At 65.9% G+C, this 25,759-nt stretch carries 26 protein-coding genes; 21 read left to right on the forward strand and 5 right to left on the reverse strand.

The features are described 5' to 3' along the window. The first annotated feature begins 15 nt into the window (after positions 1–15). The 5 genes from ACN9M4_RS05250 to ACN9M4_RS05270 are packed head-to-tail and all read left to right on the forward strand — an operon-like array spanning position 16 to position 4,253. A complete protein-coding gene (locus ACN9M4_RS05250) occupies positions 16–588 on the forward strand; it encodes a hypothetical protein (protein WP_426302508.1) in 573 nt (190 codons plus the stop codon). A 9-nt stretch (positions 589–597) separates the two neighbouring features. Beyond that, on the forward strand, positions 598–1,431 hold the full coding sequence (locus ACN9M4_RS05255; protein ID WP_426302509.1) for an exodeoxyribonuclease III: 834 nt from the start codon (positions 598–600) through the stop codon (positions 1,429–1,431). 18 nt (positions 1,432–1,449) lie between these two features. Beyond that, complete coding sequence (trpS, locus tag ACN9M4_RS05260; RefSeq protein WP_426302511.1) at positions 1,450–2,532, forward strand: tryptophan--tRNA ligase; 1,083 nt, start codon at positions 1,450–1,452, stop codon at positions 2,530–2,532. A 4-nt stretch (positions 2,533–2,536) separates the two neighbouring features. Then, on the forward strand, positions 2,537–3,226 hold the full coding sequence (locus ACN9M4_RS05265) for a 2'-5' RNA ligase family protein (RefSeq protein WP_426302512.1): 690 nt from the start codon (positions 2,537–2,539) through the stop codon (positions 3,224–3,226). Further along, positions 3,135–4,253: a YihY/virulence factor BrkB family protein gene (locus ACN9M4_RS05270; protein ID WP_426302513.1), complete on the forward strand. Its 1,119-nt coding sequence runs from the start codon at positions 3,135–3,137 to the stop codon at positions 4,251–4,253. Before ACN9M4_RS05265 ends, ACN9M4_RS05270 begins: the two co-directional genes overlap by 92 nt. On the opposite strand, the gene ACN9M4_RS05275 is transcribed toward ACN9M4_RS05270, so the two are convergent. The 5 genes from ACN9M4_RS05275 to sdhC all read right to left on the reverse strand — a co-directional run bounded on the left by ACN9M4_RS05275 (position 4,250) and on the right by sdhC (position 8,659). Then, the gene (locus tag ACN9M4_RS05275; RefSeq protein ID WP_426302514.1) at positions 4,250–5,023 is read right to left on the reverse strand and encodes an alpha/beta hydrolase family protein; all 774 of its coding nucleotides are present in this window, start codon (positions 5,021–5,023) and stop codon (positions 4,250–4,252) included. The two genes, ACN9M4_RS05270 and ACN9M4_RS05275, sit on opposite strands and share 4 nt — an antisense overlap. 151 nt (positions 5,024–5,174) lie before the next feature. Continuing rightward, positions 5,175–5,957, reverse strand: coding sequence for a succinate dehydrogenase iron-sulfur subunit (locus tag ACN9M4_RS05280; protein WP_115789292.1), 783 nt, complete (start codon positions 5,955–5,957; stop codon positions 5,175–5,177). Further along, complete coding sequence (gene sdhA / locus ACN9M4_RS05285) at positions 5,957–7,756, reverse strand: succinate dehydrogenase flavoprotein subunit (protein ID WP_426302515.1); 1,800 nt, start codon at positions 7,754–7,756, stop codon at positions 5,957–5,959. Before sdhA ends, ACN9M4_RS05280 begins: the two co-directional genes overlap by 1 nt. An 87-nt stretch (positions 7,757–7,843) precedes the next feature. Then, positions 7,844–8,320: a succinate dehydrogenase hydrophobic membrane anchor subunit gene (locus tag ACN9M4_RS05290; RefSeq protein ID WP_426302516.1), complete on the reverse strand. Its 477-nt coding sequence runs from the start codon at positions 8,318–8,320 to the stop codon at positions 7,844–7,846. Between the two features lie 3 nt (positions 8,321–8,323). Continuing rightward, positions 8,324–8,659, reverse strand: coding sequence for a succinate dehydrogenase, cytochrome b556 subunit (sdhC, locus tag ACN9M4_RS05295; RefSeq protein WP_426303393.1), 336 nt, complete (start codon positions 8,657–8,659; stop codon positions 8,324–8,326). A gap of 285 nt (positions 8,660–8,944) precedes the next feature. Between sdhC and ACN9M4_RS05300 the strand changes: the two genes are divergently transcribed. From ACN9M4_RS05300 to eno, 16 genes are all read left to right on the forward strand, one after another. Further along, positions 8,945–10,078, forward strand: a complete 1,134-nt coding sequence (locus tag ACN9M4_RS05300; protein WP_426302517.1) for a mannose-1-phosphate guanylyltransferase — start codon at positions 8,945–8,947, stop codon at positions 10,076–10,078. An 88-nt stretch (positions 10,079–10,166) separates the two neighbouring features. Further along, a complete protein-coding gene (locus ACN9M4_RS05305; protein WP_426302518.1) occupies positions 10,167–11,366 on the forward strand; it encodes an amidohydrolase in 1,200 nt (399 codons plus the stop codon). Positions 11,367–11,511: 145 nt separating this feature from the next. Next, on the forward strand, positions 11,512–11,952 hold the full coding sequence (locus ACN9M4_RS05310; RefSeq protein WP_426302519.1) for a MarR family winged helix-turn-helix transcriptional regulator: 441 nt from the start codon (positions 11,512–11,514) through the stop codon (positions 11,950–11,952). A gap of 61 nt (positions 11,953–12,013) precedes the next feature. Beyond that, entirely contained in the window at positions 12,014–12,445 is a 432-nt protein-coding gene (locus ACN9M4_RS05315) for an organic hydroperoxide resistance protein (RefSeq protein WP_426302520.1), read from the forward strand. After that, entirely contained in the window at positions 12,442–13,458 is a 1,017-nt protein-coding gene (locus ACN9M4_RS05320) for an NADP-dependent oxidoreductase (RefSeq protein WP_426302521.1), read from the forward strand. Before ACN9M4_RS05315 ends, ACN9M4_RS05320 begins: the two co-directional genes overlap by 4 nt. Before the next feature lie 229 nt (positions 13,459–13,687). Further along, positions 13,688–14,794, forward strand: a complete 1,107-nt coding sequence (locus tag ACN9M4_RS05325; protein WP_426302522.1) for a BMP family lipoprotein — start codon at positions 13,688–13,690, stop codon at positions 14,792–14,794. A gap of 131 nt (positions 14,795–14,925) precedes the next feature. Then, positions 14,926–16,446 carry an ABC transporter ATP-binding protein gene (locus ACN9M4_RS05330; protein WP_426302523.1) on the forward strand — a complete coding sequence of 507 codons (1,521 nt, stop codon included), beginning with the start codon at positions 14,926–14,928 and terminating at the stop codon, positions 16,444–16,446. Beyond that, positions 16,436–17,767 (forward strand): ABC transporter permease, encoded by a 1,332-nt coding sequence (locus tag ACN9M4_RS05335; RefSeq protein WP_426302524.1) that lies wholly within the window; start codon positions 16,436–16,438, stop codon positions 17,765–17,767. The genes ACN9M4_RS05330 and ACN9M4_RS05335 overlap by 11 nt, the downstream gene beginning before the upstream one ends. After that, complete coding sequence (locus ACN9M4_RS05340; RefSeq protein ID WP_426302525.1) at positions 17,764–19,059, forward strand: ABC transporter permease; 1,296 nt, start codon at positions 17,764–17,766, stop codon at positions 19,057–19,059. Before ACN9M4_RS05335 ends, ACN9M4_RS05340 begins: the two co-directional genes overlap by 4 nt. 57 nt (positions 19,060–19,116) lie before the next feature. Beyond that, positions 19,117–19,479 (forward strand): cytidine deaminase, encoded by a 363-nt coding sequence (locus tag ACN9M4_RS05345; protein ID WP_426303394.1) that lies wholly within the window; start codon positions 19,117–19,119, stop codon positions 19,477–19,479. Beyond that, positions 19,463–20,776: a thymidine phosphorylase gene (locus tag ACN9M4_RS05350; protein ID WP_426302526.1), complete on the forward strand. Its 1,314-nt coding sequence runs from the start codon at positions 19,463–19,465 to the stop codon at positions 20,774–20,776. Before ACN9M4_RS05345 ends, ACN9M4_RS05350 begins: the two co-directional genes overlap by 17 nt. Positions 20,777–20,798: 22 nt before the next feature. Beyond that, positions 20,799–21,416 carry a DedA family protein gene (locus ACN9M4_RS05355; protein WP_426302527.1) on the forward strand — a complete coding sequence of 206 codons (618 nt, stop codon included), beginning with the start codon at positions 20,799–20,801 and terminating at the stop codon, positions 21,414–21,416. A gap of 243 nt (positions 21,417–21,659) precedes the next feature. After that, positions 21,660–22,319 carry a DedA family protein gene (locus ACN9M4_RS05360; RefSeq protein ID WP_426303395.1) on the forward strand — a complete coding sequence of 220 codons (660 nt, stop codon included), beginning with the start codon at positions 21,660–21,662 and terminating at the stop codon, positions 22,317–22,319. A 38-nt stretch (positions 22,320–22,357) separates the two neighbouring features. Then, positions 22,358–23,506, forward strand: coding sequence for an adenosine deaminase (locus tag ACN9M4_RS05365; RefSeq protein ID WP_426302528.1), 1,149 nt, complete (start codon positions 22,358–22,360; stop codon positions 23,504–23,506). 106 nt (positions 23,507–23,612) lie between these two features. Further along, complete coding sequence (locus ACN9M4_RS05370) at positions 23,613–24,200, forward strand: MazG nucleotide pyrophosphohydrolase domain-containing protein (RefSeq protein ID WP_426303396.1); 588 nt, start codon at positions 23,613–23,615, stop codon at positions 24,198–24,200. A gap of 120 nt (positions 24,201–24,320) precedes the next feature. Further along, complete coding sequence (eno, locus tag ACN9M4_RS05375) at positions 24,321–25,601, forward strand: phosphopyruvate hydratase (protein ID WP_426302529.1); 1,281 nt, start codon at positions 24,321–24,323, stop codon at positions 25,599–25,601. Positions 25,602–25,759 lie beyond the last annotated feature (158 nt).

Consider the following 25,759-nt stretch of genomic DNA (forward strand, 5'->3'; position numbering starts at 1 on the left):
TGCGACAATAGGGGAATGCAATCTCGTGGCGACTCTCCGTCTTCTGTTCCGTCCCAGTCCCCGGCGCAGGGCCTGTTCAAGGGCTTCCGCATCGGCGGGCTTGGCATGACCGTGGTGCTCATCGCCTTCCTGGTGGCCGTGATCTTCGCTGCCAACCAGAACGACGTGGTGGGCTGGATTGTCGCCGTGATCTCGCTGGGCTGGCTGCTTCTCGCGGCCTTTGTGGTGTTCAGCATCCAGAAAGCCGCGCGCAGGGCCGGCCAGAAGCTCACCGAGGCACAGAATGCCTTCAACGCCGCTACCGGCCGGGCACCGTCGTCGTCGAGCGCGGACCATGGCGGCACCAGGGTGGTTGCCGAACGCAGCGAAGCGGAGGAGATCCGGGACCTCAAGCTGGACCACTCCTTCAAGATCGTCCAGGTCCAGGTCCGTGTGATCGAGGACGAGCGGGCCAAGGGCGAGGCGGCCAACCAGGACACCATCAACCGGGCACTGGAGACCATCGCCATCACCTCCGCCAACGCCCGGGACATGATCAAGGCCTCCGGTGACTCCGGGGAGCCAGTGACCGGCACCATCATCGATTAGAGTAGGCGGGTGAGTTCGGCATTGAAGAAGGATTTCCTTCGCATCGCAACGGTCAACGTCAACGGCCTCCGCGCCGCCTACCGCAAGGGCATGGCCGAATGGCTGGAGCCCCGCGAGGTGGACATCCTGTGCCTGCAGGAAGTCCGTGCGCCCGACGCTATTGTCCGTGAGCTGATCGGCGAGGGCTGGCACATCCTGCACGCCGAAGCCGAGGCGAAAGGCCGCGCCGGTGTGGCAATCGCCTCCCGCCAGGAACCCGTGGCCACCCGCGTGGGCATCGGCGACGACTACTTCGCCACCGCCGGCCGCTGGGTCGAGGCGGATTACTCCGTCAAGACCGCGTCCGGGGAAAACACCACCCTCACCGTGGTCAGCGCTTATGTGCACTCCGGCGAAGTGGACACCCCCAAGCAAGTGGACAAGTACCGCTTCCTGGACATCATGGTCAACCGGCTGCCCGAACTGGCCAAGCACAGCGAACACGCGCTGGTGGTAGGCGATCTGAACGTGGGCCACACCGAGCTCGACATCAAGAACTGGAAGGGCAACACGAAGCGGGCAGGCTTCCTCCTGGAGGAACGTGCCTATTTCGACCGCTTCTTCGGCGAGGAAATCGGTTGGAGGGATGTCCACAGGGGCCTGGCGGGAGCCATTGACGGCCCCTACACCTGGTGGTCCCAGCGCGGCAAGGCCTTCGATACCGACACAGGCTGGCGCATCGACTACCACATGGCCACCCCGGGACTCGCCGACGCTGCCGTCGTTGCGGTCGTTGACCGGGCTGCGTCATACGACACCCGTTTCTCCGACCATGCCCCGCTGGTAGTGGACTACCGGCTCTAAGCTTCCCGAAAGTGTTCCATGACAAGCTCCACGACTGAAACCGTTGCCGTGCCCGCAACATCCACCAAGCTCGCCGCAGGCCAGAAGCACCGCGTGCTCTCCGGCATGCAGCCCTCTGCAGACTCCCTGCACTTGGGCAACTACATCGGTGCCCTGGTCAACTGGGTCCGGATGCAGGACGAGTACGACGCCATCTTCTTCATCCCTGACCTGCACGCGATCACCGTCCCGCAGGACCCGGCCGAGCTGGCCCAGCGCACCCGCGTGACCGCGGCGCAGTACATCGCCGGCGGCGTGGACGTGGACAAGTGCACCCTGTTCGTCCAGTCCCAGGTGCCCGAACACGCCCAGCTGGCGTGGGTATTGAACTGCATCACCGGCTTTGGCGAGGCCTCGCGGATGACCCAGTTCAAGGACAAGGCCCAGAAGCAGGGCACGGACCAGGCCAGCGTCGGGCTGTTCACCTACCCGATCCTGCAGGCGGCGGACATCCTTCTCTACCAGCCGCACGGGGTTCCCGTGGGCGAAGACCAGCGCCAGCACGTCGAGCTCAGCCGGGACCTGGCCAACCGCTTCAACTCCCGCTTCGGCGAGACCTTCCAGGTGCCGGAGGCCTTCATCCAGAAGGAATCCGCCAAGATCTACGATCTTCAGAACCCCACGGCGAAGATGTCCAAGTCCGCGGAATCCCCCGCGGGCCTGATCAACCTGCTGGACGATCCCAAGACCACGGCCAAGCGCATCAAGTCCGCCGTGACGGACACCGAGACGGAAATCCGCTTCGACCGCGAAGCCAAGCCCGGGATCTCCAACCTGCTTACCATCTACTCCACCATCAGCGGACGGCCCGTGGAGAAGATCGTGGCGGACTACGAAGGCAAGATGTACGGCCACCTGAAGGTGGACCTCGCCGAACTGGTCACCAACCACCTCGCCCCGATCCGCGAGCGGGCCCACGAGCTCCTGGCGGACCCGGCCGAACTGGACCGCCTCCTGGCCCACGGTGCGGACAAGGCCCGCGAGATCGCCTCGGCCACACTCGCGGACGTCTACGCAAAGGTAGGCTTCCTGCCTTACGGCGGCCAGCAGGGATCCCGCTAAGGCGATGTGCCCTGCCAGCAAGCTCACGGCCGAGGCCGGTTCCCGCACGACGGGGGCCGGCCCGGCCACGGGTGCCCTGGCGAAAGAAGCGGCAAGTGACGGCGACAGCCCGAGCGTCGGCGTCATCCTGGGCTTCCCGCCGGACATCGCCGCGGAACTGCAGCAATGGCGCGCGTCCTTCGGTGACCCCATGGCCGGGGTCATCCCTGCGCACATCACCCTGGTCACCACCACGCCGTCCCGGGACTGGGAAGCCACCATCCGCCACGTCCGCAGCATCGCCGGCCGCCAGGCCCCGTTTACTGTCACCATCTCCGGCACTGGGTCCTTCCGGCCCGTTTCCCCGGTGGTCTTCCTGAGGGTCGAGGACGGCTTCGGCGAGTGCGTCAGCCTGCACGAACAGCTGCAAAGCGGCCCGCTGGAACGCGAGCTTCCCTTTCCGTACCACCCGCACGTCACCGTTGCGCACGACGTCGCCCCAGAGAACCTCGACGAAGCCGAATCCGTGCTGAAGGACTACAGCGCCACCTTCCCTGTGGCTAGCATGGGACTCTACGAGCACGACAGCAACGGAATCTGGCAGCTACGGGAAGAATTCGACTTTGGCGGCGATACTGACGAAGCAGAGACTGACCAAACGGCGACTGTCCAAGAAGCAACAGTCCGGGCACGGCAAGGCCTTAAGCGGGGCTGAGGACCCACCGCTGCCCACCGACCTCGCCAAGCTCAAAGTGGCCCTGATCCACCGCAGGATCGAATGGGGCAAGGCCCGCCGCTCAGGGCAGGGACTTGCGGCCCGGCTGTTGGCGCTTACGCAGCTCCTGCTGGCCCGGCTCAACGTGTTCCGCCCGATGCGCGTCTGGCAGCACTACAGCCTTGCTCACGGCCCGCTGATGAGCGCGGGAATCGGCTTCAACATGTTCTTCGCCGTCACCGGCCTCCTGGCCACCGGCTTTTCCATCGCGGGCCTGGTGCTCGCCGGACAGCCGGCCCTCGTGGACGCAGTGGTCGCGAACATCGCCAAGAGCGCCCCGGGCCTGCTGAAGGTCGAGGGAGGCGAAGGACTCGTCGACCCGCAGGACCTGCTCAATCCGGGCGGACTCGGCCTGGCGGCGGTCATCGCCGCGGCCGTCACCCTGTTCACCTCGCTCCGCTGGATCGCGTGCATGCGCGACGGCCTGCGCGGAGTGGCTGATCTGCCTCCGTTGAAGCGGAACCCCGTGCTGGTGAAACTGTCCGACGCCGGCACCCTGCTGCTGCTGGGCGTGGCACTGGTCGCCAGCTCGGGCGTGTCGATCGTCTTCGGCACTGCGGCCAACTGGCTGATCGGGCTGCTGAGCCTGGACGAGCGGGTTGCCGTGCCGATGGCAGGCGCCGTGAAGCTCGTGGTGCCGTTGCTGCTGAACTGGGCCACGGCGGTGGTGATGTTCCGCCTGGCTGGCGGCCTGCATCTTCTCAGGCGGGCGTTCCTTGAGGGGACGGTCCTGGCAGCCGTGGGCACCACGGTGCTGCAGGTCTTCAGCACCGAACTGCTCGCCCGCGCCGGCCAGAATCCCATCCTGGCGCCGTTCGCCATCATCATCGGCCTGCTGATCTGGTTCAACCTGGTCAGCCAGGTCTATCTGCTCTCCGCGTCCTGGTCCGCCATCCGGGAGGCGGACCTCGGCAGGCCGGAGCACCGGAAGACGCAGACGCTCGGCTCGCGGCCCGTGCGCCTTTAGGCGCCCTGGTTATCCAGGTACTGGCCTGCCCAGGCGGAGATGATCCGCGCCACCCGTGCCGCCTGTCCCTTGCCCGTGAGCAGGTGTTCCGTGCCTTCCAGGGAGACGAAACTGCGCGGGTGCCGGGCGGTCTGGAAGATCTCGCTGGCGTTCTCGATGCCCACGGTGTTGTCCGTGGGGGAGTGGAGCACCATCAGTGGCCGGTGCAGCGTGCGGATGCAGTCCCGCAGGTCGGCCCGTTCGATGTCCTCCACGAAGTGCCGCCGGATCTCCATGCGGCGGCCGCCCAGGTTCACCTCGGCACTGCCTTCGCTGAGGATGGTGCCCACCTCGGCGTCGAACATGTGCTCCACGTGCCGGGGCTGGAACGGCGCGGCCACGGTGGCCACCGCCGCCACCTCGGGGAGGCTGCCCGCGGCCGCCAGCACTGCCGCGCCGCCGAAGGAGTGCCCCACCAGCAGCGAGACCCCCTTGTCCTGGCTGCGCATGAACTCTGCCGCCTTGATGGTGTCCGCCACCTTCACGCTGAACGAGCCGTCCGACCAGTCGCCGGCCGAACCTCCCAGGCCCAGGTTGTCGAAGCGCAGCATGCCTACGCCCTGCTCCGCCAGGCCCTTGCAGATGCGCGACGCGGCCGGGCTGTCCTTGCCAAGAGTCAGGCCGTGCGAGAAGAGCCCCCAGCCGCGCACCGGGCCTTCGGGCACGTCCAGGATGCCGGCCAACAGGGCGCCGGTGCTGCCTTCGAAACTGACCTTCACGGATGTGGACACCTGTCCGCCTTTCGTATGTTCCTGCCGACCAGCCTATGGCGCGGGGCGGCTGGTGCCCGGCAGGGGCCTGGGTGATTAAGCGCAGACGACGGCGGCCCACCGGAGGGTGGGACGCCGTCGTCGGGCTGTACTGCTGTCCTCGGGGGAACCGCTAGATCTTGCGGGCCAGGATGGCCTGCTTGACCTCTGCGATCGCCTGGGTGACCTGGATGCCGCGGGGGCAGGCCTCGGAGCAGTTGAAGGTGGTGCGGCAGCGCCACACACCTTCCTTGTCGTTGAGGATCTCCAGCCGCATGTCGCCGGCGTCGTCACGGGAGTCGAAGATGAAGCGGTGGGCGTTCACGATCGCTGCCGGGCCGAAGTACTGGCCGTCGGTCCAGAACACCGGGCAGGAGGAGGTGCAGGCAGCGCACAGGATGCACTTTGTGGTGTCATCGAAGCGCTCACGGTCCTCGATGGACTGCAGGCGTTCCTTGGTGGGCTCGTGGCCCTTGCTGATCAGGAACGGCATGACCTCGCGGAAGGACTGGAAGAACGGTTCCATGTCCACGATCAGGTCCTTTTCGACCGGCAGGCCCTTGATGGGTTCGACCGTGATGGGCTTGGAGGTGTCCAGGTCCTTGAGCAGGGTCTTGCAGGCCAGGCGGTTGCGGCCGTTGATGCGCATGGCGTCGGAACCGCAGATGCCGTGGGCACAGGAGCGGCGGAAGGACAGCGAACCGTCGATCTCCCACTTGACCTTGTGTAGGGCGTCCAGCACGCGGTCCGTGCCGTACATGGTCAGCTGGTGGTCTTCCCAGGCAGCCTCTTCGGAGACCTCCGGGTTGTAGCGGCGGACCCGCAGGGTGATGTTGAAGGTGGGGATTTCCCCGCCCCCGCCAACGCCCGCAGGAAGCTCGATCTTGGAGGCCGGCTCAGCCATTTCGCTCGTCATTAGTACTTACGCTCCATAGGCTCGTAACGGGTGAAGACAACGGGCTTGGTCTCCAGACGGATGCCCGCAACGGACTCGGCCGAGGACTCGGTGGTCACCGAGGAATCCTTGTAAGCCATGGAGTGCTTCATGAACTTCTCGTCATCACGGTCCGGGAAGTCTTCACGGTAGTGGCCACCGCGGGATTCCTCGCGGTGCAGGGCACCCACGGTCATGACCTTCGCCATGTCCAGGAGGAAGCCGAGCTCAACGGCCTCCAGAAGGTCCAGGTTGAAACGCTTGCCCTTGTCCTGGACAACCACGTTCTTGTAGCGCTCTTCGAAGGAAGCGATGTCACTGAGCACCTGCTCCAGGGATTCCTTCGTGCGGAACACCTGCATGTTGGCGTCCATGGTGTCCTGCAGTTCCTTGCGGATCTGGGCCACGCGTTCGGTGCCGGTGCCGCCCAGCAGGCCGTTAAGCATGCCGCGGGTCTGGGCCTCGGGATCCTCGGGGAGTTCCACGAAGTCGGCCGTCTTGGAGTATTCCGCGGCGGCGATGCCGGCGCGCTTGCCGAAGACGTTGATGTCCAGCAGGGAGTTGGTGCCGAGGCGGTTGGAGCCGTGGACCGAAACGCAGGCGACCTCACCGGCAGCGAACAGGCCCGGGACGGTGGTGTCGTTGTCCTGCAGCACCTCCGTGGAGATGTTGGTGGGGATGCCGCCCATGGCGTAGTGCGCCGTCGGGAACACCGGTACCGGGTCCGTGAACGGTTCCACACCGAGGTAGGTGCGCGCGAACTCGGTGATGTCCGGGAGCTTGGCCTCGATGTGTTCCGGCTCCAGGTGCGTCAGGTCAAGGAGCACGTAGTCCTTGTTCGGGCCGCAGCCGCGGCCTTCACGGACTTCGTTGGCCATGGCGCGGGCCACGATGTCACGCGGGGCCAGGTCCTTGATGGTGGGGGCGTAGCGCTCCATGAAGCGCTCACCTTCGGAGTTGCGCAGGATGGCGCCTTCGCCACGCGCGCCTTCGGTGAGCAGGATGCCCAGGCCGGCCAGGCCGGTCGGGTGGAACTGGAAGAACTCCATGTCCTCCAGCGGGATGCCGCGACGGAAGGCGATGCCCATGCCGTCACCGGTCAGGGTGTGGGCGTTGGACGTGGTCTTGAAGACCTTGCCCGCGCCACCGGAAGCGAAGACCACGGACTTGGCCTGGAAAACGTGCAGTTCGCCGGAGGCGAGGTCGTAGGACACCACACCGGCTACGCGCTTCTGCTTATAGGGGGTGCCGTCCTCACGGACCGCGTCCTCTTCGACCAGCAGGAGGTCCAGGACGTAGTACTCGTTGTAGAACTCGACGTTGTGCTTGACGCAGTTTTGGTACAGCGTCTGCAGGATCATGTGGCCGGTGCGGTCGGCTGCGTAACATGCGCGGCGCACAGGGGCCTTGCCGTGGTCACGCGTGTGGCCACCGAAACGGCGCTGGTCAATGCGTCCTTCGGGCGTGCGGTTGAACGGCAGGCCCATCTTTTCCAGGTCCAGCACGGCGTCGATGGCTTCCTTCGCCATGACCTCGGCTGCGTCCTGGTCAACCAGGTAGTCGCCACCCTTGATGGTGTCGAAGGTGTGCCATTCCCAGTTGTCTTCTTCAACGTTTGCCAGGGCGGCGCACATGCCGCCCTGTGCTGCACCGGTGTGGGAACGGGTGGGGTAAAGCTTGGTCAGTACTGCTGTGCGCGCACGCTGACCGGATTCGATCGCGGCGCGCATGCCGGCGCCACCGGCACCGACAATAACGACGTCGTACTTATGGACCTGCATACCAGATGCTCTTTCTCTCAAAGTCAGATGGTCAGCGGAGCTGCTCCGCCAGTGTGGGCGCCGCCCAAGGGCGGCGCGGCAGCAACCCTACGGTGCGGGGCAGAAACCGCCCGGCAGCTGGACGCCGTCGACCACGGGGCACGGGTTGAAGGTGAAGATCACCAGGGTGCCGAGGATGACGATGACTGCGCTGGCAGCGTAGAGGACCACCTTGAGCCAGAAGCGGGTGGCGTCCTTTTCGGCGTAGTCGTTGATGATGGTGCGCACACCGTTGGTGCCGTGCAGCATCGCGAGCCACAGCATGGCGAGGTCCCAGAACTGCCAGAACGGATCGGCCCACTTGCCGGCAACGAATCCGAAGTCGATGGCGTGGATGCCTTCGCCGACCAGCAGGTTCACGAAGAGGTGGCCGAAGATCAGCACCACCAGGACGACGCCGGAAAGGCGCATGAACAGCCAGGCGAGCATCTCGAAGTTGCCCTTGCTGCCGCCGGTGCGCTTGTACTGCGGCGCGATCTTGCCGGAGCCGATTTGTCCACTGCGTGGATTCTGGATGGCGGTCATGGCTTAGTGGCCTCCCAATGCGAGGGACAGGTGGCGGATGGCGAAGCCTGCGAAGGTCACCAGCCAGAGCGCGAGGACAACCCACAGCATCTGGCGCTGGTACTTCGCGCCCTTCTTCCAGAAGTCGACGGCGATCACGCGCAGGCCGTTGAAGGCGTGGAAGATGATCGCTGCGACAAGGCCGGTTTCACCCAAGGCCATGAGGGGGTTCTTGTAGGCGCCGATGACGGCCGTGTAGGCCTCGGGGGACACGCGCACCAGTGAGGTGTCCAGGACATGGACCAACAAGAAGAAAAAGATCACAACACCCGTAATACGGTGTCCAACCCAGGACCACATGCCTTCACGGCCGCGGTACAAGGTGCCAGCTGGTTTTGTCGGCACTGAATAAACCTTCCTGCATCACAGCGGCGCTGGCACGGGACCATGCGGGGGAACGCCAGCTGCGAGAGCACTCGTAGCTCAGCCTAAATCTAGGCTTCGCTCACAGCTTATTCAATTCAGGTCTTCCTAGCCCGCCGGCGAAATCCAATGTTTCCCGCCTTGTTTTCAACCTTTTACATGGGTTTATGAGACGAACACCACAAAAGCGTTTATGCGGGCAGGGTCGGATAAGGTAAGGCGGTGAGTACAGACAACGCTTCCCGCCCCGAATCCCCGCTGAGCCGCTTCCATGCGGTCATCCCGGCCGGTGGAGTCGGGACGCGCCTGTGGCCCCTCTCGCGTGCCGCTGCGCCGAAGTTCCTCCACGACCTGACCGGTTCCGGCTCCACCTTGCTGCGTGCAACCTACGACCGGCTCGAGCCCCTCGCCGGCAACCGCGTGCTGGTGGTCACCGGCGTCGCGCACCGTGCGGCCGTCTGCCGCCAGCTCCCGGAAGTGGGCGAGGACGAACTGGTGCTCGAAAGCGAGCCTAAGGATTCCGCGGCCGCCATCGGCCTGGCCGCGGCGATCCTGCACCGCCGGGACCCCGCGACCATCATGGGTTCCTTTGCCGCGGACCAGGTCATCAGCCCGGACGGCGTCTTCCAGGACAGCGTCCGGGAAGCCATCCACACGGCGGCCACCGGCAAGATCGTCACCATCGGCATCAAGCCGACGCACCCTTCAACCGGCTTCGGCTACATCCGCAGCGGCAAGCTGCTTGATGTCGACGGAGCACCGAACGCCCATGCCGTGGTCGAGTTTGTCGAGAAGCCCAGCGAGGACGTTGCCAGGAAGTACGTCGAGGCGGGCGACTACGTCTGGAACGCCGGCATGTTCGTGGCGCCCGTGGCGCTCATGCTCAAGCACCTCGAGGCGAACCAGCCGGAACTCTTCGCGGGCCTGCAGGAAATCGCGGCCGCCTGGGACACTCCGGAGCGCGCCGAGGTCACCGCGCGGGTCTGGCCCACGCTGCCGAAGATCGCCATCGATTATGCGGTGGCGGAACCGGCAGCGGCAGCGGGCGATGTCGCCGTCGTGCCCGGCACCTTCCGCTGGGACGACGTCGGTGACTTCGCCGCGATCGGACGGCTGAACAGCGCCGGCGACGTCGACGAGGTCACCGTGCTCGGCGAAGGCGCCCGCGTCTTCACCGAGAACGCCAGCGGCGTGGTGGTGTCCGACACGAAACGCGTCATCGCGCTGATCGGCATCAAGGATGTGGTGATCGTCGATACTCCGGACGCCCTGCTGGTCACCACCAAGGAGCACGCCCAGCGGGTCAAGGGTGCCGTTGACGCGCTCAAGGCCAGTGGCGACACCGACGTCCTGTAGCCGCGTGGCCGGTGTCTGGAAGGGCACAATCTCGTAACCAAGAGACCTCTTTCGGTCCGCGGCGCGCCGGGGTGGCTAGAGTTGTGAGGTGCGCAATTTCACTACTGAAACCGAGCCGACTCCCGTGGTGGGACCGTGGCTTGAGGAACTCCTGCCGGAACTCATCGAATTCCGAAGGGACCTGCATGCGCACCCGGAGCTTTCCTTCAAGGAATTCCGCACCACGGACAAGCTCGTGGAGCGCCTCGAGGCCGCGGGGCTGAAGCCCCGCCGGCTCGAAGGAACGGGCCTCACGGTGGACGTGGGGGACGGGCCGGTCGCTACCGCCCTTCGCGGCGACATCGATGCCCTGCCGATCATCGAGGAAACGGGACTTCCCTTTGCCTCGAAGAACCACGGCGTCACCCATGCCTGCGGCCATGACGTGCACACCACCACCATGCTGGGCGTTGCCTTGGTGCTGCACGGCATGCATCAGGTCAGGCCGCTCGGCGGATCCGTGCGCATCATCTTCCAGCCGGCCGAGGAAACCATGCCCGGCGGTGCCCTGTCCTGCATCGAGCAAGGCGTGCTCGATGGCGTCCCGCGGATCCTGGCGCTGCACTGCGATCCGCGCATCAACGTGGGCCAGATCGGCACCCGCATCGGCGCCATCACCTCGGCGTCGGACACCATCAAGATCGAGCTGACCGGCCGCGGCGGCCACACCTCGCGCCCACACCTCACCGAGGACCTTGTCTTCGCGCTGTCGCAGATCGCCGTCAACGTTCCCGCGGTCCTCTCCCGCCGGGTCGACGTGCGCAGCGGTGTCTCCGTGGTCTGGGGACAGATTTCCGCAGGTTCCGCACCCAATGCGATTCCGGCGAACGGCTACATGGCGGGCACCATGCGCTGCCTGGACCGCGACGCTTGGCACAGTGCCGGCGAACTGCTGGACGAGGTAGTTCACGAAGTGGCTGCGCCTTACGGTGTGGAAGTGCGCGTGGAACACACCCGCGGCGTTCCGCCGGTGGTCAACTCCGAAGACGAAACCGCCATCATCGAAGCAGCGGCGCGCGCCGAACTCGGCGAGCACGCGGTGGTCCTGACCCCGCAGTCCATGGGCGGGGAGGACTTCGCCTGGTTCCTGGCCGATCTCCCGGGTGCCATGATGCGGCTTGGCACCCACACTCCCGGCGGCGAGGAGTACGACCTGCACCGCGGCGATTTCATCGTCGACGAGCGTGCCCTCGGCTACGCCGTGCAGGTCCTGGCCGCGGCGGCCCTGCGCACCCTCCGCGACCTCTAGTTCCTCCCACCGCCGCCGGTGGGACCGGCGCGAACGTACAGCTGAGGCCCTGAATCACGCGATTTGAGGGCCTCAACTGTACGTTCGCGCTTACTTCGGCCAAATTGAGTTGTGCACAATCTAATTGTGGTCTATTGTTTTCTTCATGAGTGACGCACCCCGGTTGAACCATCAGGTCTGTTTTGCGCTGTACTCCGCTTCGAAGGCGGCGACGGCGGTCTACCGGCCCGTGCTCGATTCGCTCGGCCTGACCTACCCCCAGTACCTCGTGATGCTGGTGCTCTGGGAGGAAGAGCCCCGCACGGTCCGTGAACTGGGCACCGCGCTCGGACTCGACTCCGGCACGCTGTCCCCGCTGTTGAAGCGGCTTGAGGCACTCGGCCTCGTGGAACGCCGTCGTTCGGTTGAAGACGAACGGCGCGTCGAGGTCCACCTCAGCGACGCAGGCCGCGCACTCAGCGAAGGCGCCGCCGCCGTGCCGAAAAGGCTCGCAGACGCCGCCGGGTTGAGCGCCGGCGAGTTGGAGCAACTGCACGGAACCCTGCTCCGGCTTACCGCCGCGCTGCAGGAAGCGGACAAGCACTAGGCCTCCGGCCTCCCCAGCTGGAACACCTCCAAGAATCCCGAACGACAGAACGGAAAGTACCGTGAAAACCCTCTACACCGCGGAGGCCCTGGCCACCGGCGAAGGCCGCGACGGCAACGCACGCAGCAAGGACGGCAAGCTGGACGTGGCACTTGCCAGCCCCGTGGAACTCGGCGGCAACGGCCAAGGCACCAACCCGGAACAGCTTTTCGCCGCCGGCTACGCCGCATGCTTCCACTCGGCGCTGCGCCTGGTGGGCCGCAAGGCGCGGGTGGACCTCAGTGATTCCGCGGTCGCTGCCAGGATCCATTTCGGCGCCCTTGAAGGCGGTGAAGGCTACGGCCTCGCCGCCGAGCTAGAGATCGCGCTCCCGGCACTCGACCGCGAAACCGCCGAACAGTTGGTGGCCAAGGCCCACCGGATCTGCCCCTACTCCAACGCGACGCGCGGGAACATCGACGTCGACATCAAGCTCGTGGAGGTGGCCGCATGAGCCAGCCCCTTCCGCTGAACGGCCGCGAGATCCAGCTCGCCTCCCGACCCCAGGGCCGCCCCGTGCCGGAAAATTTCCGCCTCGCCGGGGCCGGGATCCCCGAGCTGGCGGACGGGCAGCTCCTGATCCGGAACGAGTTCATGTCCGTTGACCCGTACATGCGCGGCCGGATGAACGACAGCAAGTCGTACTCGGCCCCCTTCCGTTTGGATGAAGCGCTCGACGGCGGGGCCGTAGGTGAGGTGATCGCGTCCCGTTCGGACGCGCACAAGCCGGGCGACGTCGTCGTGCACCAGAGCGGCTGGCGGGAGTACGCGGTGGTGGACGCCGCTGCGGCGACGCCGGTACCGGCCGGACTGGCACCGCATTCGGCGTTCCTTGGGGCGCTGGGGATGACCGGTCTGACCGCCTACGCCGGCCTGCTCAAGGTGGCCGAATTCAAGGCCGGGGACGTCGTCTTCGTGTCCGGCGCCGCCGGCGCAGTGGGTTCGATCGTGGGGCAGATCGCCAAGGCGATGGGTGCCTCGAAGGTGATCGGCAGTGCCGGAACGCCGGAGAAGGTGGAACGCCTGCTGGAACTGGGCTTCGACGCCGCGTTCAACTACCGCGACGCCCCTGTGCTGGAGCAGCTGGAAGCTGCCGCGGGGGAGGGCGGCGTCGACGTCTACTTCGACAACGTCGGCGGCGAACACCTCGAGGCCGCGCTCGCTCTCATGAACCCCGGAGGCCGGGTTGCCATGTGCGGGGCCATCGCCCAGTACAACTCGACTGAGCCGCCCGCTGCCCCGCGCAACCTGGCCGTGGCGATCGGCAAGCAGCTCACGCTCCGGGGATTCCTGGTGGGCGGGCAGCGCCAGCATGCGGCAGAATTCGCCGGGCGGATGGCGGCGTGGCTCGCGGACGGAACCGTGCGCTACGACGAGACCATCGTGGACGGGCTGGAGAACGCGCCCCAGGCGTTCATCGACCTGCTGGATGGAGCCAACACGGGCAAGATGCTCGTGCGGATCTGAGCCCTCGCGCACGCCGCCTACTGCAAAGTAACAAAAGCCCAACAATCCGCGGATCGTTGGGCTTTTGTTATGCCATGGTGTGGCCTGCGCCACTAGTGTTTGATACATCAGTGCGCTCCCGCGCATGCTGCGAAGCATCAGTGAAAACAGAATTTCAGGCCCGAGTCTTCGAAACGGACACTCATTGACCCACCGTCGTAGCATCAATCACTTTCTTCCTGGAGGAAAATTGAAGCAATCACTGCGTGCCACCCTCAAGCGCGGTTCGTTTGCCGGCATCGCCACCGCAGGTGCAGCAGCCCTCATGCTCAGCGGCTGTGGCGCAGCCCCGGACGCCGGCTCCGGCGGCAAGACGGCCAGCAACTACACCGGATGCATCGTCTCCGACTCCGGCGGCTTCGACGACCAGTCCTTCAACCAGTCGTCCTACGACGGCATGAAGAAGGCGGAGAAGGATCTCGGCATCAACTTCAAATCGGCCGAATCCAAGTCGAACAGCGACTTCGAGACCAACCTCAACGGCATGATGAGCGCCGGCTGCAACCTCACCGTCACGGTCGGCTTCCTCCTCGGCGACGCCACCAAGAAGGCCGCCGCCGACAACACGGACAAGCACTTCGCGATCATCGACTTCGCGTACGACAAGCCGATCGCCAACATCAAGCCGATTGTCTACGACACCGCACAGGCCGCCTACCTGGCGGGTTACGCGGCAGCGGCAACGTCCAAGACCGGCAAGGTAGGCACCTTCGGCGGCAAGAAGATCCCCACCGTTACCATTTTCATGGACGGTTTCTACGACGGCGTCCAGGCCTACAACAAGGCCAAGGGCAAGAGCGTCCAGGTGGTCGGCTGGGACAAGACCACCCAGGACGGGTCCTTCACCGGTGACTTCGAAAAGCAGGACACCGGCAAGCAGGTCACCAAGAACCTCCTGGACCAGGGCGCGGACATCATCCTGCCCGTTGCCGGTCCGGTCGGAAAGGGCGCCGGCGCAGCGCTCAAGGAAGCCAAAGCCGCAGGCAAGGACGTCAAGCTGATCTGGGTCGACTCCGATGGCTTCCTGACAGCACCGGAGTACAAGGACCTCATGCTCACGTCCATCGTGAAGAAGATGGACGAGGCCGTTGGAGTTGTGGTCAAGGACGACAAGGACGGCAAGTTCTCCAATGAGGCCTATGTCGGTACCTTGGCCAACGACGGCGTCGCGATCGCCCCGTTCCACGACCTCGACTCCGCTGTTTCCGCGGAAACCAAATCGGAACTGGACGCCCTGAAGGCCGATATTGTTTCCGGCAAGCTTGTGGTCGAGTCCAAGGCCAGCCCCAAGAAGTAGGCACTCCAGCAAACACGCCGCCGGTACCGGCCCTCGGTACTGGCGGCATGTTTTTGCCCAAACTAGGCTGTGCTCAAGTTCTGCGAACGACCAGTGCGGCCGTCTTTCGGACTCAAAGAACGGTGGGAGTTGTGAAACTCGAATTGAAGGGGATTTCGAAGGCCTTCGGATCCTTTTACGCCAACCAAGACATCGACCTTGTCGTCGAATCCGGCCAGATCCATTGCCTCCTCGGTGAAAACGGGGCCGGAAAATCAACCCTCATGAACGTGCTGTACGGCTTGTATGAGCCGACGGCTGGCCAGATCCTGGTGGACGGGAAAGCCGTGGCCTTCCGCGGACCGGGTGACGCGATGGCAGCGGGCATCGGAATGGTCCATCAGCACTTCATGCTGGTACCGGTCTTCACGGTCGCCGAAAACGTTGCCCTCGGAGCCGAGCCGACCACGCTTGGCGGGGTTCTCAGCCTCGAGGAGACCCGGACGAAGATCCGCAAGATCTCGGACCAATACGGCTTCGACGTCGATCCCGACGCCCTCGTGGAAGACCTGCCTGTGGGTGTGCAGCAGCGCGTCGAAATCATCAAAGCCCTGGTCCGGCAGGCCAAGGTGCTTATCCTCGATGAGCCCACCGCCGTGCTGACTCCGCAGGAAACCGATGAGCTGCTCGACATCATGCGCCAGCTCAAAGCGGGTGGAACGTCAATCGTCTTCATTTCGCACAAGCTGCGCGAGGTCAAGGCCGTCTCCGACGTCATAACGGTGATCCGCCGCGGCAAGGTGGTGGGCGACGCCCCGCCGACGGCCTCGCCCACGGAGCTGGCGTCCATGATGGTGGGCCGCCCCGTCAGCCTGACCCTGGACAAGGCCACCGCCCAGCCCAAGGAAACCACCTTCGTGGTCAAGGACCTCACCGTGCGGGCCGCCAACGGAACCAACGTGGTGGACGGGATCAGCTTCGAGATCGCCCAGGGCGAGATCCTTGCCGTCGCCGGCGTCCAAGGCAACGGGCAAACCGAGCTGACCGAGGCGATCCTCGGCGTCCAAGAGCACGTGGCGGGATCCGTCACCCTCGACGGCAAGGAACTGCTCGGCCTGCCGGTCAAGGAGGTGCTGCGCTCCGGCGTCGGCTTCGTCCCCGAGGATCGCACCCACGACGGATTGGTCGGTCCCTTCTCGGTGGCCGAAAACCTGGTCCTGGACCTTTATGACCAGGCACCCTTCGCCAGGGGAGTCAGCATGAGCCCCGCTAGAGTGGCGGAAAACGCCGCCGCCAAGGTCAAGGAGTTCGACATCCGGACTCCCTCGCCAGGCTCGGCAGCGGGGACGCTTTCGGGCGGCAACCAGCAGAAGGTGGTCATGGCCAGGGAACTGTCCCGGCCGCTGCGCCTGTTTATCGCCAGCCAGCCGACGCGCGGTGTCGACGTCGGTTCCATCGAGTTCCTGCACCGCCGGATCGTAGCCGAACGCGACGCCGGCACTCCCGTGATGATCGTCTCCACGGAACTCGACGAGGTGGTCGAACTGGCCGACAGAATCGCCGTACTTTACAAGGGCAAACTGGTGGGCATCGTCCCCGCCGGAACCCCTCGAGACACCCTCGGCCTGATGATGGCCGGGGTGGGCCCCGAAGGAGGCTCCGATGACAACTAAGGACCCTATTCCCCAGGCCGGCTCCGAAAGGGAGTCCAGCGCCGAAGTCCAGGCCGCCGACGTCGCGCTTGATACAGCCGGCGGCACCCTGGAACCGTCGCTCGTGCCGGTCTCCACGCAAAGCGGGGACACCGGCCACGCGGAGGGAAGCCTGTTGCGCCGGATCGTCATGGGCAACGGCTTCGTTTCCGTCCTGGCGGTGGTAGTCGCCCTGGTGCTGGGCGGGATCCTGATCGCGAGCACGGACGCCAACGTGACGAAGACCGCAGGCTACTTCTTCGCCCGGCCCAGCGACTTCCTGGGCGCCCTGTGGAGCGCCATGACCCGCAGCTACGTTGCGCTCTTCCAAGGCTCCGTGTTCAACCCGCGGCAAGGTTTCTCGCCCCTGCTGGAAACCATGACCGTGGCCACCCCGCTGATCTGTGCCGGCCTTGGCGTCGCGCTGGCGTTCCGGGCAGGCCTCTTCAACATCGGTGCCCAGGGCCAGATCATCATGAGCGCCACGCTCGGCGCCTATGCCGGCTTTACCTGGCACCTGCCGCTCGTGGTGCACCTGCTCGTGGTGATCGTGATGGGCGTGATAGGTGGTGCCATCTGGGGCGGCATCGTCGGCATCCTCAAGGCCAGGACCGGCGCGCACGAGGTCATCGTGACCATCATGCTGAACTACGTGGCCTTGTTCCTGCTGGACTTCCTGCTCAATACCGCCGCCTTCCGCCGTCCTGGCGACAACAGTCCGATTTCGCCAAGACTCGATGACACTGCGGTCTACCCGCAGCTCATCCCCGGCTCCCGGCTGCACCTGGGCTTCCTGGTCGCCGTGGCACTGACCGTCGGGGTGTGGTGGCTGCTCAACCGCTCCACCATCGGTTTCGAGTTCCGGGCAGTCGGCGCAAACCCCGCGGCGGCACGGACTGCCGGCGTCAACGTCCAGAGGGCCACCGTGCTCGTGATGGCGATGGCGGGGGCGCTGGCCGGATTCGGCGGGATCGCCCAGATGGCGGGCACGGAGAAGGTCCTCACCGACGGCGTCGCCGCGCAGATCGGCTTCGACTCGATCACCGTGGCGCTCCTGGGACGCAGTACCCCATGGGGCACCTTCTTCGCCGGCCTGCTGTTCGGAGCGTTCCGCGCCGGTGCCGTGCAAATGCAGATCCAGACCGGCACGCCGATCGACATCGTGCTCGTCGTCCAGTCCCTTATCGTCCTGTTCATCGCCGCTCCTCCGCTGATCCGCTCGATCTTCGGGCTGAACCCCGCCAGGAAGAAGCGTGCCAAGACTGCGGCGAAGGCCGCCGTCGCCACCGGAGGTGCCAAATGACCACCGCAACCGCGCCCAAGCCGGCGTCCGGCGCCGCAGGGCCGACGACGGCGGTCCGCCCGTCGCTGAAGGTTCCCGTTTCGCTCGGGGTGCTTTCCCTCGTGGCCCTGGTGTTCTTCGGCTTCCTCGGGCCCGGCAGGACCGCCGAGATGAAGATCAGCGAGCAGGGCGACGCAATCGCCCTTCCCGCGCTGCAGATTCCTGGCCAGGCCGGAGGGATCGTCCTGGCAATCCTCCTCCTGGCGATGGCCGCCTACTCCGTCTACCTGTGGAGCAGGGGAGAGCGCTCGCCCAAGTGGCTGCCGATCGTCTTCGCCGTGGCCTTTGTCTTCGCCCTGCTGGTGTGGATCGTCGCAGGCGCGCGCGAACCCTCGATCTCGCTGGCTGGCCTGATTGCCGGTTCCGTGACCCTGGCCGTGCCGCTGGTTTTCGGTTCCCTGTCCGGCGTGCTCTGCGAGCGGGTCGGCGTCGTCAACATCGCCATCGAAGGCCAGCTGCTGGGCGGTGCCTTCACCGCCGCGCTCGTGGCCACCGTGACCCACAACGCCTACGTCGGCCTGCTCGCCGCAGCCGCGGCAGGGGCCCTCGTATCCATGGTGCTCGCTGTGTTCAGCATCAAGTACCTGGTCAACCAGATCATCGTGGGCGTGGTGCTGAATGTCCTGGTGTCCGGCTTGACTGGTTTCCTCTTCGGTACCGTGATGGCGCCGGACAAGGAACTGTTCAACACCCCGGCCCGGCTGGACATCCTGCCGATCCCGTTGCTGTCCGATATTCCGATCATCGGCCCAATCCTGTTCGAGCAGTCGGTCGCCGGGTACCTCATGTACGTGGCCGTGGCGGTTGTGTGGGTGGGCCTGTTCAAGACCCGCTGGGGCCTGCGCGTCCGCGCCGTCGGCGAGCACCCCCAGGCGGCCGACACCCTCGGCATCAACGTCAACGCCACCCGATTCTGGAACGTCACACTGGGCGGTGCGATCGCGGGCATCGGCGGCGCCATCTTCACCCTGGTGACCATCGATTCCTTCACCAAGGAGATTTCCGGGGGCCGCGGCTTCATCGCCCTGGCAGCCCTGATCTTCGGCCGGTGGAACCCTATCGGCGCCTTCCTGGCCTCCCTGCTGTTCGGTTTCGCCTACAACCTGCAGTCCATCCTGGGCATCATCGGCACTCCGGTGCCGAGCCAGTTCATGGCGATGCTGCCCTACCTGGTGACGATCTTCGCCGTCGCCGGACTTGTGGGTAGGTCCCGGCCACCGGCGGCCAGCGGCATACCGTACGTGAAGGGCTGAGCCTTGGCCGAAAGGTACGTGGACTGGGAAGCCCTGGAATCGGCAGCTGTCGCCGCCATGGAACGGGCCTACGCGCCATATTCGAAGTTCCCGGTGGGGGCGGCAGCCCTCACCGAGGACGGCCGGATCATCAGCGGCTGCAACGTCGAAAATGCCAGCTACGGCCTCACCCTTTGCGCCGAATGCGCGCTCGTGGGGGCACTGCACATGAGCGGCGGAGGTCGCCTGGCGGCCTTCTACTGCGTCGACGCCCAGGGCGCCGTGCTCATGCCTTGCGGCCGCTGCCGGCAATTGCTCTACGAATTCCGGGCGCCGGGGATGCAGCTGATGACGACGCAGGGCATCAAGAGCATGGACCAGGTGCTGCCCGATGCCTTTGGTCCGGAAAATCTGGAGGATTTCGATGACACAAGCAAATGAACCATTCGACGCAGTACAGATCATCACCATCAAGCGGGACAAGGGAACCCTGACCCCCGAACAGATCGACTGGACCATCGATGCCTACACCCGCGGCGTCATTGCCGACGAGCAGATGTCCGCCCTGAACATGGCCATCCTGCTCAACGGCATGAACCGGGAGGAAATCTCCCGCTGGACGGCGGCGATGATCGCCTCGGGCGAACGGATGGACTTCTCCGGCCTGCGGCGTCCCGACGGCGGCGTGAAGGCCACCGTGGACAAGCACTCCACGGGGGGCGTGGGGGACAAGATCACCCTCCCGCTCGCACCGCTGGTGGCGGTGTTCGGGGTGGCCGTGCCGCAGCTCTCCGGCCGCGGCCTCGGACACACCGGCGGCACGCTGGACAAGCTCGAGGCCATTCCCGGCTGGCGGGCCGCGCTGAGCAACCAGGAAATCCTGGACCAGCTGCAGGACATGGGCGCCGTTATCTGCGCCGCCGGCAGCGGCCTGGCGCCGGCGGACAAGAAGCTCTACGCCCTGCGCGACGTCACGGGAACGGTTGAGGCGATCCCGCTCATTGCCTCCTCGATCATGAGCAAGAAGATCGCCGAAGGCACGGACTCGCTGGTGCTGGACGTCAAGGTGGGCTCCGGCGCTTTCATGAAGGACGAGGCACGGGCCCGGGAGCTGGCGGAGACCATGGTCGCCCTGGGCACGGACGCGGGCGTGAACACCGTGGCGCTGCTGACCAACATGGACACCCCGCTGGGCCTCACGGCGGGCAACGCCATCGAGGTGGAGGAATCCGTGGAGGTGCTGGCCGGCGGCGGCCCGGAAGACGTCGTCGAACTCACCGTCCGGCTCGCCGAGGAAATGCTCGCCTGCGCCGGAATCAACGACGCCGATCCCGCTGGCGCGCTCAAGGACGGCCGTGCGATGGACGCCTGGAACCGGATGATCGAGGCCCAGGGCGGCGATCCGAGGGCCGCGCTGCCGGTGGCGAAGGAGTCCGAGGTCATCTACGCCCCGGCCGACGGCGTGCTCCTGGAACTGGATGCGCTTTCCGTGGGTGTCGCTGCCTGGCGGCTCGGGGCCGGCCGGGCCCGGAAGGAAGACGCCGTGCAGGCCGGTGCCGGGGTGCGGATGCACGCCAAGCCCGGCGCCTATGTGCGCGCCGGCGAACCGCTCATGACCCTTCTGACCGACACCCCGGAGAAGTTCGGGCGCGCCAAGGAAGCGCTGCAGGATGCAGTTGTGATCGGACCGGAAGGCTCCCGCCCGGCACAGCGGTTGATTATCGACCGGATCGCCTAGGGACCGGATAGCCTAGGAAACCGTGCAGGCAATCAACGACTTCATCCTCGCAGCCGCCGGGCAACCCTGGGTCCTGTTCCTCGTCCTCGCCTGCTGCCTGATCGACGGCTTCTTCCCGCCGATCCCCAGCGAATCCGTGGTGGTGGGCCTGGCCGCAGTCTCCGCTACGGCCGGGGTGCCCAACGGGTGGATGCTCGTCCTGGTCGCGGCCATCGGTGCCTTCAGCGGCGATAACATCGCCTACCTCCTTGGCCGCAGGATAGGGACCAGGCGTTGGCGGTGGATGCGGACCCAGCGCATGCAGGGGGCGTTCCGCTGGGCGTCGCGGGAGCTCCGCCGTCGGGCAGCTTCGCTCATCCTGGTGGCACGCTTCATTCCGGTCGGCAGGGTGGCCGTCAACCTCACCGCGGGCGCCACGCATTTCCGGCACGGGGAGTTCGTCGCCCTGACCGGACTTTCCGCGGTGCTGTGGTCCGGCTACTCCGTGGGGATCGGCGTCTTCTTCGGCCAGTGGTTCGAACACAACCACCTGCTGGGCGCCGTGATCGCGATCGTCGCGGCCGTGATCCTGGGCGTGATCGTGGACCGGATCATCAGCAAAGTGCGCGGCCCGCTGCCCGAGGACCTGGACGCCGCCTGATCCCACCCTTTGGTGCCGGCTCAACCCTGGGTATGAGGTGCCCGACGCCGGAAGATCACCCCGCAGGGGGACCCTCCGAGGCGGCCTCCCGGGATAGCGTTGGAAGCGGTGATTCCCACGGCCGGGGCGTAGCGAACGGCGCGCCGGCCGTGGGACACTTGGACAAGCTGTCCAACCCTTATTCCTCCGGTCAGATCGCCCGGTCAGTACTAGGAGCCGTCGTCCGTGGAATTCCTGAACCAGATGCTTGAGCACGCCGCCGGGCAACCATGGATTTACCCCGTGCTCCTGGTGTTCTTCTTCATCGACGGCTTCGCCACGATCCTGCCCAGCGAAACGGCCATCGTGGGCCTGTCGGCTCTCTCCCTGCACCACGGCGAACCCAACCTCTGGATCCTCGGAGCCACCGCCCTCGTCGGCGCGATGGCGGGGGACAACATGGCCTACCTGCTGGGCCGCAAGATCGGCCTGGAACGCTGGAAATGGATGCGGCGGCCGAAGGTTAAGAAGATGTTCGCCTGGGCCCAGTATGAGCTCGGCAAACGCGGAGCCGTGCTCATCTTCACCGCCCGCTACATCCCCTGGGGCCGCGTCGCCGTCAATTACGTCGCCGGGCAGACCGGGTTCCGGCACCGTACCTTCTTCTTCCTGGACGCGTTCGCCTGCCTCACCTGGGTGGGCTACTCGATCGGAGTCGGCCTGCTCGCGGGGCGCTGGGTGCACAACAACCCCCTGTTGGGCGTCGGCATCGCGGTGGCGTTCGCCGTCGTCCTTGGCTTCGTCGTGGACCACGCACTGCGCTGGTGGCACAAGCGCCTTGAAAAGAAGGACGCCGCAGCGTCGGTGCCGGAGACGGACGTGCAGGACGAGAAAGAAGCAGCCCGGATCCCGGACGCCGGGTGACAGCATTTCCGGGGACCCCTGCACGCTAGTCTTAGACCGTGACTGAACCCATTGTTGATGCCGCCCCTGCCCTTGATTTCGATCTGAAGAACCTGCCCAAGGTTTCCCTTCACGACCACCTGGACGGCGGACTGCGCCCGGCCACCATCATTGAACTCGCCGAAGCCGTCGGCCACACCCTGCCGTCCACGGACCCCGTGGCGCTGGGCGAATGGTTCCGCGAGTCCGCGGACTCCGGCTCCCTGGTCCGCTACCTCGAGACCTTCGACCACACCATCGCCGTGATGCAGACCAAGGAAGCACTGGTGCGCGTCGCCAAGGAATTCGTCGAGGACCTCGCGGACGACGGCGTCGTGTACGGTGAAGTGCGCTGGGCGCCGGAGCAGCACCTGCAGAAGGGCCTCACCCTGGACGAGGTTGTGGATGCCGTGCAGGAAGGCATCGAAGCCGGCGTGGAAGCCGTGGCCGCACGAGGGCGCGACATCCAGGTGGGGCAGCTCATCACGGCCATGCGCCACGCGGACCGCAGCCAGGAAATCGCCGAGCTCGCCGTCCGCCACCGCGAAAACGGGGCCGTGGGCTTCGACATCGCCGGCGCCGAGGACGGCTTCCCGCCGTCGCGCTTCAAGGACGCCTTCACCTACCTCGCTGAGCAGCACTTCCCGGCCACCGTGCACGCCGGCGAAGCCGCGGGCCTGGACAGCATCCGTTCCGCGCTCGTGGACGGCCGCGCACTGCGCCTGGGCCACGGCGTACGGATCGCCGAGGACATCTCCGTGGAGTTCGAGGACATGGACCCGGAGAACGACGGCGAGGAAGCCGTGGGCATGGTGACCCTCGGCGAGGTGGCCGCCTGGGTCCGCGACCGTGGCATCGCCCTGGAGATCTGCCCGTCGTCCAACCTGCAGACCGGCGCGATCGCTGAGTTCGGCGAGGGCATCGAGAGCCACCCGATCGACATGCTGTACCAGCTGGGCTTCAACGTCACGGTCAACACCGACAACCGCCTCATGAGCGGCGTGACCCTCACCAACGAGTTCGAGCTGCTAGTGGAAACCTTCGACTACGACCTCGACGACCTGCTGGAGCTCACCCTCAACGCCGCCGAGGCCTCCTTCCTCTCGCTGGACGAGAAGGAAGCATTGGTCGAATACATCAACGACGCCTACGCCAACCTTGCCGGCTGACCAACCGGTGTCCGGCGCAAACGGCTCCCCCGGCGGCGTTCCCGCCGGGGGAGCCGTTTCCCGCCTGGTGGAGGTAATAGCGGCCCTGCGCGAGCACTGCCCCTGGATGGGTGCCCTCACTCACGAATCGCTCGTGGAGTACCTGATCGAGGAAGCCTACGAAGTAGTGGACTCGATCGAGGCGGGCAAGGAGGAGGAACTCGCCGGCGAGCTTGGCGATGTCCTGCTCCAGGTGGTGCTGCACGCCCGGCTCGCCGAGGAGCACGGCCGTTTCGATTTCGACGACGTCGCCCGGGCCATCGCGGCGAAGATGGTCCGCCGGAACCCGCACGTGTTCCGGCCCGACGGCACCTTGCAGGAATCCTTCCCTGCCACGGTCGAGGAGATCGTGCAGAAATGGGACGCCGTCAAGAAAGCCGAAAAACCCGGGCGGAGCGATCCCTTCGAAGGCATCCCGCCGCACCTGCCGGCGCTCGCGCTCGCGCAGAAATCCCTGGACCGGGCTGAAAGGGCTGGCCGGGCGGGGAGGCCGGCTCCCGCCGTCGTTCCCGTCCCGGTTCACGCGACGGAAGCGGAACTCGGCGATTACCTGCTCGCCGTTGCCGCCGCCGCGCGGGAGCAGGGATTCGACGCCGAACGGGCCCTTCGCGGGGCGGTGCGCCGCTACCAGGGGGACGGGGAAGGGACCGCGTGAGGTGCCTTCGAGGAAACCGTTCCGTAACCTTGGCCACTCTCGACTAGGCTAGTGCCGACGAGGACGTCGAGACTTTCCCTCTAGATTCCCAGTAAATCGCTTCACCATAAGGAGCAATCCATGGCGCTTATCGATGCCATCCACGCCCGCGAGATCCTTGATTCCCGCGGAAACCCGACCGTAGAAGTAGAGGTACTGCTCTCCGACGGCCAGATCGGCCGCGCCGCGGTTCCTTCCGGTGCCTCCACCGGTGAGCACGAGGCAGTCGAACTGCGTGACGGCGACAAGGGCCGTTACCTCGGCAAGGGTGTCCGGAAGGCCGTCGACGCCGTCATCGACGAAATCTCCCCGGCCCTGATCGGCTTCGACGCCACCGACCAGCGCAGCATCGACCAGGCCATGATCGACCTGGACGGCACCCCGAACAAGGGCAAGCTCGGCGCCAACGCCATCCTGGGCGTTTCCCTGGCCGTGGCCAACGCCGCCGCCGCTTCCGCCGACCTGCCGCTGTACAAGTACCTGGGCGGCCCGAACGCCCACGTCCTGCCGGTGCCGCTGATGAACATCCTCAACGGTGGTTCGCATGCCGACTCCGACGTCGACATCCAGGAATTCATGATCGCCCCGATCGGCGCCGAGACCTTCTCCGAGGGCCTGCGCTGGGGCGTCGAGGTCTACCACAACCTCAAGTCCGTGCTGAACGAAAAGGGTCTGGCCACCGGCCTCGGCGACGAGGGCGGCTTCGCCCCGAACCTGCCCTCCAACCGTGCCGCCCTGGACCTCATCCAGGAAGCCATCAAGAAGGCCGGCTACACCCCGGGTAAGGACATCGCCCTGGCCCTGGACGTCGCTTCCTCCGAGTTCTACAAGGACGGCGCGTACCAGTTCGAAGGCAAGGCCCTCAGCTCTGCCGACATGAGCGCCTACTACGCCGAGCTCGTTGCCGACTACCCGCTTGTCTCCATCGAGGACCCGCTGGACGAGAACGACTGGGAAGGCTGGAAGATCCTCACCGACACGATCGGTGACAAGGTCCAGCTGGTGGGCGACGACCTCTTCGTCACCAACCCGGAGCGCCTCCAGCAGGGCATCGACGCCGCCACGGCCAACTCCCTGCTGGTCAAGGTCAACCAGATCGGTTCGCTGACCGAGACCCTCGACGCCGTGTCCCTGGCACAGCGCAACGGTTACACCACCATCACCTCGCACCGCTCCGGCGAAACCGAGGACACCACCATCGCTGACATCGCCGTCGCCACCAACGCCGGCCAGATCAAGACCGGTGCCCCGGCCCGCTCCGAGCGCGTTGCCAAGTACAACCAGCTGCTGCGCATCGAAGAGGAACTCGACGACGCCGCACGCTACGCCGGCCGCAGCGCGTTCCCGCGTTTCAAGGGCTAGCATCCGCGAAAACGGCTGACCGGTGGCTATGGTGGAAAGACCATGGCCACCGGTTCCGTTTAAGGGAACACCCGCGATACCAGGGAATTCCCGCGATCCGGGCGGCCGTGCGGAACATCGAACGCAGCAAGCCGCCGGGCAAGCACCAAGTAGTACAA

The sequence above is a fragment of the Arthrobacter sp. R-11 genome, assembly GCF_049913155.1.
Lineage (GTDB): Bacteria > Actinomycetota > Actinomycetes > Actinomycetales > Micrococcaceae > Arthrobacter.

Coding starts and splice junctions, on each gene's coding strand:
- ACN9M4_RS05250 (WP_426302508.1), top strand. CDS start 16: ATGCAATCTCGTGGCGACTCTCCGTCTTCTGTTCCGTCCCAGTCCCCG.
- trpS (WP_426302511.1), top strand. CDS start 1,450: ATGACAAGCTCCACGACTGAAACCGTTGCCGTGCCCGCAACATCCACC.
- ACN9M4_RS05265 (WP_426302512.1), top strand. CDS start 2,537: ATGTGCCCTGCCAGCAAGCTCACGGCCGAGGCCGGTTCCCGCACGACG.
- ACN9M4_RS05280 (WP_115789292.1), bottom strand. CDS start 5,957: ATGACGAGCGAAATGGCTGAGCCGGCCTCCAAGATCGAGCTTCCTGCG.
- sdhA (WP_426302515.1), bottom strand. CDS start 7,756: ATGCAGGTCCATAAGTACGACGTCGTTATTGTCGGTGCCGGTGGCGCC.
- ACN9M4_RS05290 (WP_426302516.1), bottom strand. CDS start 8,320: ATGACCGCCATCCAGAATCCACGCAGTGGACAAATCGGCTCCGGCAAG.
- sdhC (WP_426303393.1), bottom strand. CDS start 8,659: ATGTGGTCCTGGGTTGGACACCGTATTACGGGTGTTGTGATCTTTTTC.
- ACN9M4_RS05310 (WP_426302519.1), top strand. CDS start 11,512: ATGAGTGACGCACCCCGGTTGAACCATCAGGTCTGTTTTGCGCTGTAC.
- ACN9M4_RS05320 (WP_426302521.1), top strand. CDS start 12,442: ATGAGCCAGCCCCTTCCGCTGAACGGCCGCGAGATCCAGCTCGCCTCC.
- ACN9M4_RS05335 (WP_426302524.1), top strand. CDS start 16,436: ATGACAACTAAGGACCCTATTCCCCAGGCCGGCTCCGAAAGGGAGTCC.
- ACN9M4_RS05340 (WP_426302525.1), top strand. CDS start 17,764: ATGACCACCGCAACCGCGCCCAAGCCGGCGTCCGGCGCCGCAGGGCCG.
- ACN9M4_RS05345 (WP_426303394.1), top strand. CDS start 19,117: ATGGAACGGGCCTACGCGCCATATTCGAAGTTCCCGGTGGGGGCGGCA.
- ACN9M4_RS05350 (WP_426302526.1), top strand. CDS start 19,463: ATGACACAAGCAAATGAACCATTCGACGCAGTACAGATCATCACCATC.
- ACN9M4_RS05360 (WP_426303395.1), top strand. CDS start 21,660: ATGCTTGAGCACGCCGCCGGGCAACCATGGATTTACCCCGTGCTCCTG.
- ACN9M4_RS05370 (WP_426303396.1), top strand. CDS start 23,613: ATGGGTGCCCTCACTCACGAATCGCTCGTGGAGTACCTGATCGAGGAA.
- eno (WP_426302529.1), top strand. CDS start 24,321: ATGGCGCTTATCGATGCCATCCACGCCCGCGAGATCCTTGATTCCCGC.